Origin of the sequence: uncultured Clostridium sp. (assembly GCF_910588715.1) — a bacterium.
Taxonomy (GTDB): Bacteria; Bacillota; Clostridia; order Clostridiales; family Clostridiaceae; genus Clostridium.
Map to the genome: position 1 here is coordinate 54,365 of NZ_CAJURG010000007.1, position 16,989 is coordinate 71,353.

The 16,989-nt window shown below is 27.8% G+C and carries 16 protein-coding genes and 1 pseudogene; 5 read left to right on the plus strand and 12 right to left on the minus strand.

Going from position 1 to position 16,989, the window contains the following annotated elements:
* Positions 1 to 220 precede the first annotated feature (220 nt).
* Complete coding sequence (locus QZ321_RS09920) at positions 221 to 775, plus strand: hypothetical protein (protein ID WP_291749790.1); 555 nt, start codon at positions 221 to 223, stop codon at positions 773 to 775.
* Positions 776 to 990: 215 nt separating this feature from the next.
* Here QZ321_RS09920 and QZ321_RS09925 read toward each other — a convergent pair whose 3' ends face one another.
* The 8 genes from QZ321_RS09925 to QZ321_RS09960 all read right to left on the minus strand — a co-directional run bounded on the left by QZ321_RS09925 (position 991) and on the right by QZ321_RS09960 (position 8,379).
* On the minus strand, positions 991 to 1,395 hold the full coding sequence (locus QZ321_RS09925; protein ID WP_291749787.1) for a hypothetical protein: 405 nt from the start codon (positions 1,393 to 1,395) through the stop codon (positions 991 to 993).
* Between the two features lie 136 nt (positions 1,396 to 1,531).
* Complete coding sequence (fsa, locus tag QZ321_RS09930; RefSeq protein ID WP_291749784.1) at positions 1,532 to 2,176, minus strand: fructose-6-phosphate aldolase; 645 nt, start codon at positions 2,174 to 2,176, stop codon at positions 1,532 to 1,534.
* Positions 2,177 to 2,435: 259 nt separating this feature from the next.
* On the minus strand, positions 2,436 to 3,599 hold the full coding sequence (locus QZ321_RS09935; protein WP_291749781.1) for an iron-containing alcohol dehydrogenase: 1,164 nt from the start codon (positions 3,597 to 3,599) through the stop codon (positions 2,436 to 2,438).
* Positions 3,600 to 3,675: 76 nt separating this feature from the next.
* Positions 3,676 to 4,248, minus strand: coding sequence for a DapH/DapD/GlmU-related protein (locus QZ321_RS09940; protein ID WP_291749778.1), 573 nt, complete (start codon positions 4,246 to 4,248; stop codon positions 3,676 to 3,678).
* Positions 4,249 to 4,282: 34 nt separating this feature from the next.
* Positions 4,283 to 4,675, minus strand: a complete 393-nt coding sequence (locus tag QZ321_RS09945) for a MerR family transcriptional regulator (protein WP_291749776.1) — start codon at positions 4,673 to 4,675, stop codon at positions 4,283 to 4,285.
* Positions 4,676 to 5,002: 327 nt separating this feature from the next.
* Positions 5,003 to 6,442, minus strand: coding sequence for a 6-phospho-beta-glucosidase (locus tag QZ321_RS09950; RefSeq protein ID WP_291749772.1), 1,440 nt, complete (start codon positions 6,440 to 6,442; stop codon positions 5,003 to 5,005).
* 36 nt (positions 6,443 to 6,478) lie between these two features.
* The gene (locus QZ321_RS09955) at positions 6,479 to 7,084 is read right to left on the minus strand and encodes a PTS glucose transporter subunit IIA (protein WP_294196726.1); all 606 of its coding nucleotides are present in this window, start codon (positions 7,082 to 7,084) and stop codon (positions 6,479 to 6,481) included.
* Positions 7,085 to 7,086: 2 nt separating this feature from the next.
* The gene (locus QZ321_RS09960; protein ID WP_294196728.1) at positions 7,087 to 8,379 is read right to left on the minus strand and encodes a PTS transporter subunit EIIC; all 1,293 of its coding nucleotides are present in this window, start codon (positions 8,377 to 8,379) and stop codon (positions 7,087 to 7,089) included.
* A 174-nt stretch (positions 8,380 to 8,553) separates the two neighbouring features.
* On the opposite strand from QZ321_RS09960, the gene QZ321_RS09965 reads away from it, so the two are divergent.
* Entirely contained in the window at positions 8,554 to 9,261 is a 708-nt protein-coding gene (locus tag QZ321_RS09965) for a GntR family transcriptional regulator (protein WP_291749767.1), read from the plus strand.
* 103 nt (positions 9,262 to 9,364) lie between these two features.
* Here the strand turns inward: QZ321_RS09965 and QZ321_RS09970 are convergent, their stop codons facing one another.
* Entirely contained in the window at positions 9,365 to 10,489 is a 1,125-nt protein-coding gene (locus tag QZ321_RS09970) for an alpha/beta hydrolase (RefSeq protein WP_291749765.1), read from the minus strand.
* Between the two features lie 172 nt (positions 10,490 to 10,661).
* Here QZ321_RS09970 and QZ321_RS09975 point away from each other — a divergent pair, with 172 nt between their 5' ends.
* On the plus strand, positions 10,662 to 11,618 hold the full coding sequence (locus tag QZ321_RS09975) for a carbohydrate kinase family protein (RefSeq protein WP_291749762.1): 957 nt from the start codon (positions 10,662 to 10,664) through the stop codon (positions 11,616 to 11,618).
* Between the two features lie 22 nt (positions 11,619 to 11,640).
* A complete protein-coding gene (gene gtfA / locus QZ321_RS09980) occupies positions 11,641 to 13,104 on the plus strand; it encodes a sucrose phosphorylase (RefSeq protein ID WP_291749758.1) in 1,464 nt (487 codons plus the stop codon).
* A 152-nt stretch (positions 13,105 to 13,256) separates the two neighbouring features.
* On the opposite strand, the gene QZ321_RS09985 is transcribed toward gtfA, so the two are convergent.
* The 3 genes from QZ321_RS09985 to QZ321_RS09995 form a co-directional block, all read right to left on the minus strand.
* The gene (locus tag QZ321_RS09985; protein ID WP_291749756.1) at positions 13,257 to 14,243 is read right to left on the minus strand and encodes a LacI family DNA-binding transcriptional regulator; all 987 of its coding nucleotides are present in this window, start codon (positions 14,241 to 14,243) and stop codon (positions 13,257 to 13,259) included.
* Positions 14,244 to 14,364: 121 nt separating this feature from the next.
* Positions 14,365 to 15,534: an aminotransferase class I/II-fold pyridoxal phosphate-dependent enzyme gene (locus tag QZ321_RS09990; protein ID WP_291750408.1), complete on the minus strand. Its 1,170-nt coding sequence runs from the start codon at positions 15,532 to 15,534 to the stop codon at positions 14,365 to 14,367.
* Complete coding sequence (locus QZ321_RS09995; RefSeq protein ID WP_291750407.1) at positions 15,531 to 16,013, minus strand: Lrp/AsnC family transcriptional regulator; 483 nt, start codon at positions 16,011 to 16,013, stop codon at positions 15,531 to 15,533. The genes QZ321_RS09990 and QZ321_RS09995 overlap by 4 nt, the downstream gene beginning before the upstream one ends.
* A 250-nt stretch (positions 16,014 to 16,263) precedes the next feature.
* On the opposite strand from QZ321_RS09995, the pseudogene QZ321_RS10000 reads away from it, so the two are divergent.
* A pseudogene (locus tag QZ321_RS10000) lies at positions 16,264 to 16,989 on the plus strand (hypothetical protein); the annotation flags it as partial.

Consider the following 16,989-nt stretch of genomic DNA (forward strand, 5'->3'; position numbering starts at 1 on the left):
TTTTACTATAAAAAAACAACATAATAAAATATATGATTGATTATCAAACAAAAAAATAAATATAATAGCTTATACTGAAATCAATATATTAATATTAGATATTATTTTAATTTATGGAAAAAATTTTATTTATTAACTTCTTTATTTAATAAAATCTAAGGAATACAAATATTTATCCTAAGCAAACTATAAATATAAAATGCTTAAGGAGATGCTTAAAATGAAAAAAAGATTTAAATTAATATCTTTGTTGCTACTATCTTTATTACTATTTGGATTAGTTGGATGTGGTGATAATAAATCTAATGATTCTACTACTAAAAATCCACTTACTAATCAAGAATATTTTGATTACTTAACAGAAAGATACAATCATTATTTTAGTAACTCTTCTCTTGATACAACATATGATATTTATGTAGATGATTTTACATATGATGATGAATATTATGAATTTGTAACTGGATATACTGATTCTTATAGTCAATTAAAAACAAACTTAGAAGCATTTAAAAGCGATCTAGAAAATAATGTTGTAAAGGGAAATGCTGAAGTTGATAAATATAATCAAGATGTAATAACAGCTACTGATAAGGCTATTATTGCAGTTGATGATTATAATGGAAGTTTTGCTGAAAAAACTAAAGACTATGCAACTTTATCAAAAGATGAAGTGGTTAATGGTCTAAGAAACTTAACATTAAAAGCTCATGATGCTAGAATAGACTTAAAAAATTTAGTTAATGATGCAAAAAATAAATTAGGTATAAAATAAAAAAATAGCTCTGGATTTTTAAAGCCAGAGCTATTTTTTTATTTTATATATTACAATTACTCAATAAGGTAGGATATACTTAATTAAAATACTTTTATCTACTGCCTAAATCACAGTAGTTTTATTACATTAATTAACTTATTACTTTTTATACACAAGATAAAATAACTATTACATATATAATTATATTATGTAAATACCCTTATATATGTTACTTATTTTTTATCTGCTATTTGAATTGCTTTAGCTGATACTTGTGGTGGAATTGACTTTGTCATAGCTTCACTTAAAACAAGAAAGATAACATCACCCTTTTCTGCTTCAAATGTCTTAGGATCAACTTTTTTAATTTCTATTTCTTCCCCTTCCTTTGGACATTCATTTGGAAGTATTAATGTTTCATGATTCACAATTGCTATTAATTCCTGACTACTTATATTAAAACCCTTAACATATCCCTTAACCTTTATATTTAAAGTATTATCCTCTTCATTTTTTTGAACCTCTTCAACTTCTCCCATAAAAATCATATTATGTTCTGGTCTCCTACTTGCAAAAACATTTAAACTACATACTAACAAAAATACTAATGTTAATACCAATATTCTTTTGTTTTTCATTTTTCTTCTCCTTAGTTAAATTTAATTAATATTGATATTATTCTCTTTAAAAATAAAAGTATACATAAATAATACCTTATACGCTTTATCTAAGAAAGAAAACCTTATGAAAAAATAACAAGTTTATTTATAGTCTCTATTTATTAACTTTACTATAATCACTTATAAATTTTTCAATTCCAGCAGTAGTTAATTGATGCTTGGACATTTCTTCAATTTGTGAATACGGTATTGTTGCAATATCTACACCAGCTAATATGCATTTAAGAATATGCTCTTGTGTTCTAATACTTGCGGCTATTATTTCTGTTCTAAAACCATAGTTTTTCTTCGCTATAATTAAATTTCTTATTAAGTCCATTCCCTCTAATCCAATATCATCTAATCTTCCAACAAATGGACTAATATAAGTTGCTCCTGCCTTAGCTGCTAAAACTCCTTGTTGAACACTAAATATTAAAGTAACATTAGTTTTTATTCCTTCCTTAGATAAAACTCTAACTGCACCTAATCCTTCTAATGTCATTGGTATTTTAATAACTATATTAGGACTTATTTTTGCTAACTCTCTTCCTTCTTTGATCATACCTTCAGTATCTAAGCTCATTACTTCTGCACTTACTGGTCCATCTATTATATTACAAATTTCCGGAATTATTTCTGCCATTGTTTTATTTTCTCTTGAAACTAATGATGGATTTGTTGTAACTCCATCAATTAACCCCATATCATTTGCCTTTTTAATTTGTTCAATATTCGCTGTGTCTATAAATATCTTCATAAAATTTTCCCTCCCATAAATTTACCATTAAATTAAATAATTAATTCTCAAAACTTTTTCCTTCATTAGGATAATATAATTTTATCACTTTATCACGTTTTTGTAAACGTTTTATACACTCTTTAAAACTATTTAAAAAATTTATTTTTTTAATAATAATTAATTAAATTTAAAATATAACATATTTTTTAAATTTAATTATATAAAAAATATAAATAGCTGCAATACTAATATTTAGTATTGCAGCCTTATATTTATTTTAATAACACTTTTCTAAAATTTTTAAAATATCCTCAGCATTAAGTTTCTTATATCCTCCCCCTAATACTGTAGAATTTGCAATAAGAGGCAACATTTCTTTAGTAGCTCCAAGTTCTTTAATAGATGTAACCATTCCACATTCTTTAATAAAATCTTCTAAACAACAAATACCTTCTTTTGCAACTTCCTCTTTTGTTTTTCCTTCTTCAGATACATCCCAAATATTCTTTGCAAATTTTACAAACTTATCTAATCCATAAGAGTAAATATAATTATAATACGGAATAGAAATTGCAGCTAATCCCATACCATGAGCACAATCAGTATACGCACCTAATTGATGTTCAATCATATGAACCTCCCAATCTTGTTCTTTTGATAAACCTGATATTGTGTTTAATGCAAGTGTAGCACTCCACATCAAGTTACTTCTTGCTTCATAGTCCATTGGATTTTTAATTGCAACTCTTGCATTATCAATTACAGAGCGTAAAAGTCCCTCAATAACGTAATCTGTTGTATTATTATCTTCACCTGAAAAATATTGTTCCATTAAGTGAGACATTATATCAAAAATTCCACTAACCATTTGATATTTCGGAACTGAAAAAGTATATTCTGGATTCAATATAGAAAACTTTGGATATACTTCTGCTGAATAAACTCTTCCTGTTTTAATTTTTAACTCTTCATTTGTTATAACAGAACCACCATTCATCTCTGATCCTGTGCCAACCATTGTTAAAACAGCTCCAACAGGAATAATTTTATTATTAATTGGTTCAAAATTTAACCAATATCTTTTAAATGCATCACCTTCACAATAAGCAGAAACCGAAATAGCTTTAGCACAATCTATTACAGAACCTCCACCAACTCCTAAAATAAGATCAACATTATTATCACGTACAAGTTTTCCACCCTCTAACACTTTTTCGTAAGTAGGATTTGCCATAACTCCAGAAAGTTCTATAACTTTTTTTCCATTATCCTTTAAAATTTTAATTACTTTATCATATAACCCAATTTTCTTTATAGAGTTTTTTCCATATAATAAAAGTATAGTTTCTCCAAAATTTTCAATTTCTTCTTTTAAGCTACTTAAAGAATCTTTTCCAAAATGTATCCTAGTTGGATTATAATACATAAAATCAAATAACATAAATTACCTCCTAATATTTTTAAAATAATTATTAATTTAAAATATAATATATTTATTCTTTTTTAACTAATTTATTTTAGATTACATCAATATTTTTAATAAATTTTGCTGGAACTCCTCCAACAACAGTATTAGGTTCAACATTTTTAGTAACTACTGCCCCTGCAGCAATAATAGCATTATCACCAATTGTTACTCCTGGAACAATTGTTACACATGCTCCAATCCAAACATTATCACCAATAATTACAGGAGAAGGCTTCATACTAGCTCTATTTTTAGGATTAAAATCATGATTAATTGTTGTAATTACAACATTATGTCCTATTAATGTACCATTTCCTATGCGAATTCCTCCTTGGTCTTGAAAGCTACAACCCGAATTAATAAATACATTTTTTCCTACAATGATATTCTTTCCACAGTCTGAATAAAAAGGAGGGAACATCCTAAAACTCGAATCTACATTACGACCAATTAATTTAGAAAATAGCCTACAAATTTCCTGTGGCTCATGATAAGTTGAATTCAATTCACAGATAATTTTAATTGCTTTCTGACTTAGTTTATGCATATATTTATGAACTTCTGAATTACCCTCTATCTTTAGCCCACTATTCATATATTTTAAAAACTCTTCAAGTTTCATATTTTGCTTATCTCCTTTTAATATTACTTTTAAATCATATTTTCTTTTTATGAATTTCTTCAGTTCCATACTGAATAGCTTTTTCATAATAATTAATTTTATATTCTAATACACTCATTATTTTATTCAACTCTTTCATTTGCTCCTTAACTACTTCTCTTCTATTAAGAAATATCTCTAGCCTATCTTTTAATGTACTATCTCCTTCTAAACACATATCCATATATCTCTTAATATCTTTTATTGGTGCTCCTGAAGACTTCATACAAAGTATTATTTCTAATGATTTTAAATCTTCATCTTTAAAAACACGACTTCCATTTTCTTTTCTTTCAATAAATGGTAATAAACCTTCTTTATCATAATAACGTAATGTTGATACTGAAATACCCATCATATCTGAAACTTGTTTAATTGTATATGACAATTATAGATTCACCTCCTTAAAATATTATTATCTAAATATTAATTTTATAATTTTAAAAACAAATTTCCATATTATTGAATTATACTATTAAATTAATCTTACATGGTAAAGTTAACTTTAGGTCAATATATTTTTTTATTTTTATATTTAAGTCATTTTATAGAAAAATAAATTAGTAATCTTGAAACACTAAATAAATTAAAGATTCTGTATCAAATTAATTTTTTATACAAGCTTATCAATAAAAATTTTGTATAATAAAAAGAGCTATATAATATTGAATTAAAAAACTCAACATTATACAGCTTCTTATTACTTTTATTTATACTATTTAATTTTTAATCCGTTTGATTCAATAACATTCTTATACCAGTAATATGAATCCTTGCATAATCTCTTCATACTACCATTACCTTCATTGTCGCGATCAACATAAATCATTCCATATCTTTTTTTCATTTCTCCAGTAGTAAAAGATACTAAATCTATTATTCCCCATGGAGTATATCCCATTAACTCTACACCATCATAGTTAACTGCTTTTTCCATTTCTTCAATATGCTTAGCTAAATATTCTATGCGATATAAGTCATGTATTTTTTCATTTTCTTCAACCTTATCATGAGCTCCAAAGCCATTTTCAACAATAAATAAAGGTAATTCATATCTATTATAAAGAATATTTAAAGTGTATCTTAACCCAACTGGGTCTATTGGCCATCCCCAATCACTAGACTTTATATATGGATTTTCAATAGAATTTTTTAATGACCCATTAACAGAAACTTCTCCATCATTGCATATTCCCGCCTTAACTGCATTTGACATATAATAACTAAATCCAATATAGTCCACAGTTCCCTTTTTAAGAATTTCTAAATCCCCATCTTCAATTCCAATATCATATCCCTTTCTTTCAAATTCCTTTAAAGCATATCTTGGATAATGTCCACGTACATGTACATCTGGGAAAAAGAATCTTTCACGCATTGCTTCTTCTGCTGCCATTATATCTTCTGGATTACAAGAATATGGATATATAGGAACATGTGATATCATACATCCAATTTTAAATTCTGGATTGATTTCTTTTCCTTTGATAACTGCCTTTGCACTAGCTAATAATTCATTATGAGCTACTCTATATAAAACTTCTCTTGGATCTTCACCTTCAGTTAAAGTTACACCAGAATTTGTCCATAAAAATAAAGGATTATTTGTATCCATTTGGTTATTTATTTCATTAAAAGTCATCCAATACTTAACTTTATTTTTATATCTTTCAAAACAAACTTCTGCAAATCTTTCAAAAAAGTCTACAAGCTTTCTATTTCTAAATCCACCATATTCTCTTGCTAAATGTAATGGTAACTCAAAATGAGATAAAGTTATAACTGGTTCTATTCCATATTTTAATAATTCATCAAATACATTATCATAGAATTTTAATCCCTCTTCATTTGGTTTTTCTTCATCTCCCTTTGGAAATATTCTTGTCCATGCTATTGATGTTCTTAAACATTTAAGTCCCATTCCTGCAAGTAATTTTATATCCTCTTTATATCTTCCATAAAAATCTATAGCTTCATGGTTAGGATAAAAAGTATTTTCCATTATTGTATCTGTTATTACTCTTGGAACTCCATGAGCACCAGCTGTCATTACATCAACAACACTTGGTCCTTTTCCACCAGCATTCCATCCACCTTCAAATTGATGAGCTGCAAAAGCTCCTCCCCATAAAAAGTCATTTGGTAACTTATTCATAATTATTCTCCTTTACCTAATAGATTTTTTTATTTTCTACTGTGTTATACCTAATTTTTTTAAATTAATTATTGCTTTTCCATTTTTAACTTCTTCATTTATACATAATTTCTTATCTTCATAATTATCAGCATTTGTTATTACAACTGGAGTAACTAAAGGATAACCTTCTTTTTCTATTGCGCTTCTATCAAATTCTAATAATAAATCACCTGATTTAACTTTAGAACTTACTGATGTTTTAATGTCAAATCCTCTTCCTTGCATTTTTACAGTATCCATCCCAACATGTATTAATAATTCAACACCATCTTCTGAAAGCAATCCAATTGCATGTTTAGTATCTGCAATAAATTCTATTGTACCATTAAATGGTGCATATATTTTATTATCAGTTGGTTCAATTGCTATACCTTTTCCCATTGCTCCTGAAGAAAAAACTGGATCATTAACTTTTTCTAGTTCTATTACTCTTCCAGATATAGGACTTTTTATTTCTTCAACTTCCATGCTTAAAGCAGGCTCTTCATTTTTAACTTTTACTATTTTATCTTCTTTTTTGCTTGTTTCCTTTTCTCCAATATCAATTATTTGAACAAGTACAATTGCTCCAATAAATGATATAACAGCTCCTAATAACATACCTATAATAGATTTTGAGTGTCTGGTGTTATAGCATTTACAACCGTTAAAAGTCCAGGAAGACCTGCATATGCATAATAAGCTATATTAAAGAATGATCCAACTACTGCTCCAATTGCTCCTGCAATACATCCACATATAAACGGTTTCTTAAACTTTAAGTTTACACCATATATCGCTGGTTCAGTTATACCAAATATACCTGTAACCCCTGCTGATAAAGCTATATTCTTAGTTTTTTTGTTTCTTGCTTTTATAAATACCCCAAAAACTGCTCCTGCTTGAGCTACAACTGCCATTGTTTGGAACGCTTGGAATGTGTCCATACCATATAAATCATAATTAGCTAAACACATTGGTGTAACTCCCCAGTGAACTCCAAATATAACTACAATTTGCCATAGCCCTCCAATAACAGCTGCTGCAACTGGTGGTGCAAAATTATATAAAGCATTATATGCATTTGCTATTCCTGTAGCTACTGAATCTGATAATGGTCCTATAGCTAATATAGTAAGTGGAACCATAACAACCATACATATAAATGGTGTAAATAAAGCTTTGATCACTTCTGGTAACTTTTTATCTACAAATCTTTCAACATAAGATAATATCCATACTAAAAATAATGGTGGTAAAACTGATGATGTGTAAGTTGTTTCAGCTAGACTAATACCTAAAAACTTAATACTTGCTCCACTTGCTATTCTTGATGCTATTTCTGCCCAAGTTGGACTTACTAAAGCCGCACAACATGCTACTGCAATAAACATATTACATTTAAAATGTTTAGATGCTGTAATTGCTATGAATATTGGTAAGAATGTAAATGGTGCCCAAGACATAAAACTTAAAACTTCATAAGTCCCTGTGCTTGAGAATGATGAATTAAACATATTAATTAATATTAAACATCCTTGTAATATTCCAGCTGCTGCTAATATATATATAAATGGTGCAAATACTGCTGACATTGTTGCAATTACTTTACTTAAAATACTTGTCTTAGGTTCTTCTTCTAAAGAAGTACTGTCTAAATTAAGTTCACTAGCAACTTTATCAAAAACCTTTCCCACATGAGTCCCTATAACAACTTGAAATTGTCCAGAATTTTCAACAACTGTTATTACTCCAGTAAGTGCCGAAACGTTTTCTTTTGCTTCATTAGTTGTTTCTTTTAAAACTAATCTAAGCCTTGTTGCACATCTTGATGCCTTTATAATATTTTGCTTTCCGCCAACAGCTTTTATTATATCTACTGCTAACTTTTCATAATTTCTTACAGAACTTGACATACATTTCCCTCCCACTAAACATTTTATAATGTTATAATTTAATTGTATGATTATATTATAATTATACCAGTACAATTTGTCAACTTTTTTCGAAAACATTTTCTTCAATTTATTTCATAGCTCATTTATGCTATACTTTACCTATAAATATTTAACATAATAAAGGGAGTAAAAATGCTAAAATATCAAATAATTGCAAATGAAATAGAAAATAATATTTATAGTAATGACCTTTCACAAGGAACTAAATTACCCACAGTAGAGGCTCTTGCTTCTGAATATAAAGTAAGCAAAAGCACTATTGTTAAAGCCATAGAATCCTTAGTATCTAAGGGGCTTGTATATCAACTTCAAGGAAGTGGTATCTTTGTTAGAAGAAGAAATCGTGATGGTTATATAGATTTAAATGTAACTCAAGGATTTACTAACTCATTAAAAGAGTTTGATATAACATCAAAAGTTTTAGAATTTGATCTTATACGTGCTGATGAAGAAATTGCACAGTTAATAGAATGTAATGTTAATGATGAAGCTTATGTTGTTAAAAGAATAAGATACATAAATAACGAAATAATGTGTTATGAAGAAGCCTACTATAAAAAAAGCATTGTTCCATACCTTACTAAAGAAATAGCAAAAGGCTCTATTTTTGAATATTTGAAAACAGCTCTAAATTTAAAACCTGGTTTTTCCGATAGATATATACATTTAGAAAAATTGGATGATAACCTTGCTAATATATTAAACTTAGAAACTGGTGATCCAGCAATGGTTGTTTTAGAGCAAATATACTTACCATCTGGTGTATCTTTTAATGTTTCAAAATTAGTTTATAATTATAAAAATACTCAATTCTTTCTTCAATCTTCATATGTAACATAATAAAGAAAACTAAAAGGCTATATCAGTTTGAGGTTAATTCAAATTGATATAGCCTTAATTTTTTAATTTTAATAACTAGATCTTCTAATTAAATATATATTTTCTATAATTTTTTAATTGCATCAGAAATCACGTCGGCTAAGTCTTCTGCTTGTGGTACAAATCCTAATTTATCTATAAAAGCATGAATCATCCCTTTATACCTATAGCAAGTTATATCAACATCAGCATCTTGAAGTTGCTTTGCATAAAATTCAGTTTGAATTCTAAGTCCATCAAATTCTGCTCCAACTAATATAGTCTTTGGTAAATTTTTATGAGATTTTGCAAGAATTGGACTAACATATGGATCATTTACTAAATCAAAATCTGGTAAATATGCTTTTAACATTGGTTCATCTTTATCTGTACTAGGCTTACCTAGATAAGTAAATCCTCTAAGTTTATCTTCTAATTCTGGAGCTATTTTAATTATTTCCTCTTTCCATTCATATCCTAAAACCTTTGCATTTCCTAATGCTACTGCTGGATAAATCAATACTTGCATTGCTATCATTGGAATATTTTCATCTCTTGCCCTTAATGATACTACTGCTGCATAGTTTCCCCCAGCACTATCCCCTGCAACAGATATCTTTGTCTTATTTATCCCATACATTTCAGCATTATCATAGATATGCTTTACAGCATAAAAATTATCATTTAATCCATTTGGATATTGCTTTTCTGGTGCTAATGAATAATCAACATTAAATACTACACAATTAGCTCTTTCTGCAATTAACTTACAAAAATTTTCTACTACATATGTAGTACCACCTATCCATCCTCCGCCATGGAAAAATATTAAAGCTTTCTTATTACATTTGTCTTCTATACTCCTTGGATAATAACGCCAAAGCCCTACATTATTTCCACTTCCAGTTAAAGTCTCAAACTTAGTATAAATTTCTACAGTATTTAAATTATAATTTGCAAATCCCATACTTTTTCTAATATTTGAAATTATTGCTTCAAATGTCTCTTCTCTTTGTTCTTCATCTTCATTTGAATTTTCATCTAAATGACCTACCCAATGACCATCCATAATTTCCTTTTCGCATATATCTAAATGTCCTTCCCTTTCTTCCCCTGGACTTGGTTTTAATATTATTTTTACACCATTATTCTCTATTTCCTTTATCTCACTTTTTAATATCTCTAAATATTTTTTTGGATATTTTCTCATAAATATTTTCTCCTCACAACCCTTTATTATTTTAAATCTTATAACAATTTTATTCTAATACATAGGTTAATCTTTTACCAATAATATTTTGTCAGAAAAAATATGTCAATCGCTTGACATATTTTATTTTTAAATTTATACTCTACTTATAGAAGACCATTAGGAGGTAACAATGTTTAATTTTAGCAATTCTATAAAATTTCAAAATAGATTAAATGATGTATTTACAATTGGTGAAATTTTAGTTGATATGATTTCTGATGATTATGATACTAATTTTTCTTGCAATGAATATACAAGATTCTTTGGTGGCTCACCAGCAAATATAACAATGAATATAAAAAAGCTTGGTGGTAATCCTGTTATAACTTCCTGTGTAGGAAATGACGGATTAGGTGATTTTTTAATTAATCACTTAAAAAATAATAATATAAATACTGAATTAATTAGCAGAGTTAATAAGTCTACAAGTATGGTTCTTGTGACTAAAAGTAAGGAAACTCCACTACCAATTTTCTATCGTAGCGCAGATTACAACTTAGAATTTAACCCTCAAATATCTTCAACATTAAAAAATAGTAAAATAGTTCATTTTTCTTGTTGGCCTATTTCTCAATCAAAATCAAGAAAAATGATTGAAACAGTTATTGAAGAAGCCAAAAAAAATGATGTTATTATAGGCTTTGACCCTAACTATCACGAGATGATCTGGGAAGAAGGACATAATGGAATAGAATATATAAAAAATCTTATAAGTAAAGTAGACATAATAAAACCTTCTGAAGTTGATGCTGAAAGACTTTTTGGAGCTGATACGCCAGAAAATCAAGTAAAAAAATTCGTTGACTGTGGAGCAAAACTTGTAATAATGACTTTAGGAAAAGATGGAGCAATAGCTTCTGATGGAAATGAAACTATTAAATTTAAAACTTTAGCTACTGAGGTTATAGATACAACTGGAGCTGGAGATGCCTTTTGGGGAGGATTTTATACAGCTATAACTAGCAATTATTCATTAAAAGACTCTCTAAATATTGGATTTGCAACAAGTGCCTTTAAACTAAAGCATATAGGAGCTATTGCAAATTTACCTTCTATAGAAGAATTAAAGAAACTTTATAATATATAGTTAATTAAGAGGAGACATTAAAATGGCAGTAAAAAATAAAGTTCAACTTATAACTTATCCAGATTCACTTGGAGGAAATTTAAAAACATTAAATAATGTACTAAATAAATACTTTCCAAATACATTTAAAGGCGGTATTCACATACTTCCACCATTCCCATCATCAGGGGACAGAGGATTTGCACCTCTTACTTATTTAGAAATAGAACCTGAATTTGGAACATGGGACGATATTCGTGAAATAGGCGAAAAGCATGACGTACTTCTTGACTTAATGGTTAATCATATTTCTAAAAACTCAGTATTTTTCCAAGACTTCTTAAAGAATGGAAAAGACTCAAAATATGCTGATTTATTCTTAACTTTAGATAAAATTTGGAGTGATGGAAAACCAGTTCAAGAAGATATTAATAAAATGTTCTTACGTAGACAAATTCCATATTCAACTTTTAACATAAAAGGAGAAGATGTATCTGTTTGGACAACCTTTGGTAAAGAAACTCCATCAGAACAAATAGACCTTGATATAAATTCTCCAAAGGTTAAAGCTTTACTTAAAGAATTCTTTGAAAACTTCTATAAAAACAATGTTAAAATTGTAAGACTTGATGCTGTTGGATATGTAATAAAAAAACTTGGAACTAGTTGTTTCTTTGTTGAACCTGAAATATATAAATTCTTAGATTGGGTATCTGATTTAGCTAAATCTTTTAATATTGATTTACTTCCAGAAGTTCATGCTCATTATACTACTCAATTTAAATTGGCTAAATACGGAAACTATATTTATGATTTTATACTTCCATATATGATTCTTAGTACAATAGTTAATAAATCTAGCTCACAAATTACAGAATACTTAAAAGACAGACCTCATAATCAATTTACAATGTTAGATTGCCATGATGGAATTCCTGTAAAACCTGATTTAGATGATTTAGTATCAACAAATGATGCTAGAAAAATTGTTAATCATTGTTTAGATCATGGAGCAAATTTAAGTTTAGTTCACTCTGATGCTCATAAGAGTCCTGATGGATTTGATGTTCACCAAATAAGATGCTCTTATTACTCTGTTTTAGGTTGTAATGATGATGCTTATTTAACTGCTAGAGCAGTTCAATTCTTTGCTCCTGGAATTCCACAAGTATATTATGTTGGATTACTAGCTGGAGAAAATGATGTTGAAAATGTTACTCGTACTGGAGAAGGTCGTGAAATTAATAGGCACAACTTTACTTTAGAAGAAATTGATAAAGCTTACAATCAAGACGTAGTTCAAAGACTACTTAAATTAATTGACTTTAGAAATAATTATCCTGCATTTGATGGCGAATTTATAGTTGAAACTTCAAATGATGATGAAATTATATTAACTTGGAAAAACGAAGACAAGTACTGCACTTTAAATGTTGATTTAAACACTAGCAAATCAACAATTAAATATATAAACAATGATGGAGATACATCATTATACACACTTTAGCATATACGAACAAAGGGAGCTGTATCATATTGAAAACTTTAATTCAATATAGATACAACTCCCTTTTATTTATATAAAACTTTTCTCTAGTTAAATATATAAAAAATTATTTTTATATACTTAACTTTACTTATAATTTAATCTTTTTATCTTTAATTATTAATGGTACTATTTCTAATAATTAATTCTATAGGCAATATTGTTTTCTCTTTTACTTCTTTATTATTATTTTTACCATCAATCAATTCAACTGCTAACCTTGCCATTTCCTTAATTGGCTGATGTATAGTTGTTATTGTTGGAGTTGTTAACTTTGATATTTCAACATCATCAAACCCAACTAATTTAATATCTTGTGGAATTTTTATATTTAATTCATTACAAACTTGAATAACTTGAGCAGCAATTAAATCACTACTAGCAAATATTCCATCAACATTTTTTATCTCATTTAGTGTATCCTTTATATAATCATAGTAATTCATTTCATTATATATTTTCATATCATATTTTCTAATAAAATACTTGGTGTTACTTTCACTACACACATCTACAAATGCCTTTTCTCTATTATCTGCTGGCATATCTTCATCAATTACTCCACTAAAGTGTAATAATCTTTTACAGCCACATTTTATTAGATGCTCTGTTGCAAGCCTTCCACCTTGATAATTATCACATTGGATTCCAAGTTTACCCTCTTCAAAATTTTTCTCTAATAAAACTACAGGAATATTACCTGTATTAATCTTTTTTGCTTCAACATTACCACTACATAATATTATTCCTGCTACTCTATTACTTTTACATACATCTAAATATTCTTTTTCCTTTTCTTCCTTTTCTCTGCTATTACATAAAATTATCTTATATCCTTTTTTTGCTGATTCATTTTCTAAGTTACTTATTAATTTTGCAAAGTATGGATGAGATATATGAGGAACTATTACACCTATGGTATTACTTTTTTGCTTTGTTAATGAACGTGCTATTTCATTTGGTTGATAACCTAATTGATTCATTGCTTCATTAACTTTATTCCTAGTTTTTTCACTAATATACCCTCTATTGTTAATTACACGTGATACAGTAGTTGGAGTAACTCCTGCTAGCTTTGCAACATCTACTATAGTAGCCATTTTTTCTCTTCTCCATTCATTTTGATATAAATAATTATACCATAACCATTAATTTATATCTCAAAATAAAAATGATATATCAAAATTAATTTTGATATATCATCATATTTTTATAATAAATTTATTTTACTTCTTCTTCTAAAAATCTTTCAATTCTCTTTAAAGCCTCAATTATATTTTCCATAGATGATGCATAACACGCTCTTATAAAACCTTCACCACATTCACCAAAGGCATTTCCAGGCACTGCTAATACCCTTTCTTTTAATAAAAGTTTTTCACAGAATTCATCTGATGTTAATCCTGTGGATTTAATACAAGGAAATACATAAAAGGCTCCAAGTGGCTCAAAGCAATCTAAACCAAGTTTTCTAAATCCATCAACAAGAACTCTTCTTCTTCTATTATATTCCTTAACCATTTTAGTAACATTTTCATCACCGCTTTTTAAAGCTTCAATAGCAGCAAATTGTGCTGTTGTTGGTGAACACATTATTGCATATTGATGAATTTTTTTCATAGCATCTAAAAGTATCGAGTGTCCACATACATACCCAAGTCTCCACCCTGTCATAGCATAAGATTTTGAAAATCCATTTATAACAAGTGTTTTATCTTTAATTTCTGGAAAACTCGCTATTGATACATGTGGCTTATCATAAGATAACTCTGCATAAATTTCATCTGAAATAACAATTATATCTCTATTCTTTAATACTTCAACAAGTGGAGCTAACTCTTCTCTTGTCATTATTGCACCTGTTGGATTATTAGGAAATGGTATTATAACAACTTTTGTTTTTTCTGTAATTGCTTCTCTTAATTCTTCTGCAGTTAATTTAAAGTCATTTTCTGCTTTAAGATTTATAATCTTTGCTGTTGCACCAGTAAAAGCTGTACAGCCTTTATATGCAACAAAACTTGGTTCTGGAATAATTACCTCATCTCCTGGTCCTGTTAATGCTCTTAATGCAATATCAATTCCTTCACTTCCACCAACGGTAACTAAAATTTCATCTTTAGGATTATATTTTAAATCAAATTTTCTATATAAATATTTAGATATTTCTTCTCTTAATTCTATAAATCCAGCATTAGAAGAATAATGAGTATCTCCTTGCTCTAATGAATATATCCCTGCTTCTCTAACATTCCATGGAGTAACAAAATCGGGTTCCCCAACTCCTAAAGATATTACCCCTTCCATTTCATTTACTATATCAAAATATTTTCTTATACCTGAAGGAGGCATTTCTCTAACTTCTTTTCTTATCATATTTTCTAATATCATATAAATATTACCTCCCTGTTTGAAACCTTCTTTTCTTTAAATATAGTTCCATGATCTTTGTATTTTTTTAGTACAAAGTGAGTTGCTGTTCCAATTACATTATCTTGTATTGCTAACTTTTCTGATACAAACATAGCAACTTCCTTCATTGTTTTTCCTTCTACTATAACAGTAAGGTCAAATCCCCCTGAAGACATTAAATAACATGCCTTAACTTGATCAAAATTATATATTCTTTCTGCTACCTTATCAAAGCCTTCTCCTCTTTGAGGTGTTATTTTAACTTCAATAAGAGCAGTTACTGTTTCCTTACCCGTATTTTCCCAATTTATAAGAGTAGTGTAACCAGCTATTATGCTCTTTTCTTCATAATCCCTAATAGCTTCTCTAACTTCCTCTACAGTTTTTCCTGCCATTACAGCTATTTGTTCATCGCTATATCTACTATTCTCTTCTAAAATTTCTAAAATTTCTTCCATAAACTAGCCCTCCTTAATAATAAAAAAGCCTCCTCCCTCTATAAAAAGGAACGAAGCTATAAAACCTAAAAGTACTAACATAATAAGAAAATGTTTCCTTTATAATATTATCTATTATAAATATTTTCAAGTCAATAAAAAAAATTTACTCTATATAATTATCATTAGGTATAAATTTCAAATTATGTAAATATAATTAACGGTATGCAAAATTGAAAATATTAAAATATAAGGTTATAGGGGTAATAATATGTTAAAAGTAAAAATCGAAAAATTAATAAAACAAATAAAAAAATTTATTAAAAAACAAAAGAAAGAAGTTTGTATAGTAGCATCTAGTGCAGTATTACTTGGTAGTATTGGTGTAGGACTGGCTTTTATTAATAATACAATAACTGAAGAAATATTATCTAACAGCACTAATATTGAACTAGAAAAAAATAATACAAAAAATAAACTAGCAAAGATAGATGATACTATTATAGAAGAAAACATTGAAATAGATGATAATATTATAGAAGAAACTATTCAAGAAGATGAAATTGAAAATAATTCTGTGGTAATAGTTACACCTGTAGAAGATGATGAAATTACAAATACTGATTTTGAAAATCAAAGTTATGAAGTAAACAATACTAAGAATACCTCTTCTAGTAAAACTTCTACTTCAAATAAAAATAATAATGCTAATAAACCAATAGCTAATAAACCTTCCTCTTCAAGTACAGGAAACACTAATACAAATAAACCATCTAACACTAAGCCTTCTACTTCAAATGGAGGTAATATTAATGTAAATAAACCTAATAACACTAAACCTTCTTCTCCAAGTGAAGATAATACTAATGTAAATAAACCTACTGACATTAAACCTTCTTCTCCAAATGAAGGTAATACTAATGTGAATAAACCTACTGACATTAAACCTTCTTCTCCAAGTGAAGATAATACTAATGTAAATAAACCTACTGACATT

Coding starts and splice junctions, on each gene's coding strand:
- QZ321_RS09990 (WP_291750408.1), bottom strand. CDS start 15,534: ATGATATTAGAAAATATGATAAGAAAAGAAGTTAGAGAAATGCCTCCT.
- fsa (WP_291749784.1), bottom strand. CDS start 2,176: ATGAAGATATTTATAGACACAGCGAATATTGAACAAATTAAAAAGGCA.
- QZ321_RS09935 (WP_291749781.1), bottom strand. CDS start 3,599: ATGTTATTTGATTTTATGTATTATAATCCAACTAGGATACATTTTGGA.
- QZ321_RS09985 (WP_291749756.1), bottom strand. CDS start 14,243: ATGGCTACTATAGTAGATGTTGCAAAGCTAGCAGGAGTTACTCCAACT.
- QZ321_RS09960 (WP_294196728.1), bottom strand. CDS start 8,379: ATGTCAAGTTCTGTAAGAAATTATGAAAAGTTAGCAGTAGATATAATA.
- QZ321_RS09940 (WP_291749778.1), bottom strand. CDS start 4,248: ATGAAACTTGAAGAGTTTTTAAAATATATGAATAGTGGGCTAAAGATA.
- QZ321_RS09970 (WP_291749765.1), bottom strand. CDS start 10,489: ATGAGAAAATATCCAAAAAAATATTTAGAGATATTAAAAAGTGAGATA.
- QZ321_RS09925 (WP_291749787.1), bottom strand. CDS start 1,395: ATGAAAAACAAAAGAATATTGGTATTAACATTAGTATTTTTGTTAGTA.
- gtfA (WP_291749758.1), top strand. CDS start 11,641: ATGGCAGTAAAAAATAAAGTTCAACTTATAACTTATCCAGATTCACTT.
- QZ321_RS09995 (WP_291750407.1), bottom strand. CDS start 16,013: ATGGAAGAAATTTTAGAAATTTTAGAAGAGAATAGTAGATATAGCGAT.
- QZ321_RS09950 (WP_291749772.1), bottom strand. CDS start 6,442: ATGAATAAGTTACCAAATGACTTTTTATGGGGAGGAGCTTTTGCAGCT.
- QZ321_RS09975 (WP_291749762.1), top strand. CDS start 10,662: ATGTTTAATTTTAGCAATTCTATAAAATTTCAAAATAGATTAAATGAT.
- QZ321_RS09920 (WP_291749790.1), top strand. CDS start 221: ATGAAAAAAAGATTTAAATTAATATCTTTGTTGCTACTATCTTTATTA.
- QZ321_RS09955 (WP_294196726.1), bottom strand. CDS start 7,084: ATGTTATTAGGAGCTGTTATATCATTTATTGGAGCAATTGTACTTGTT.
- QZ321_RS09965 (WP_291749767.1), top strand. CDS start 8,554: ATGCTAAAATATCAAATAATTGCAAATGAAATAGAAAATAATATTTAT.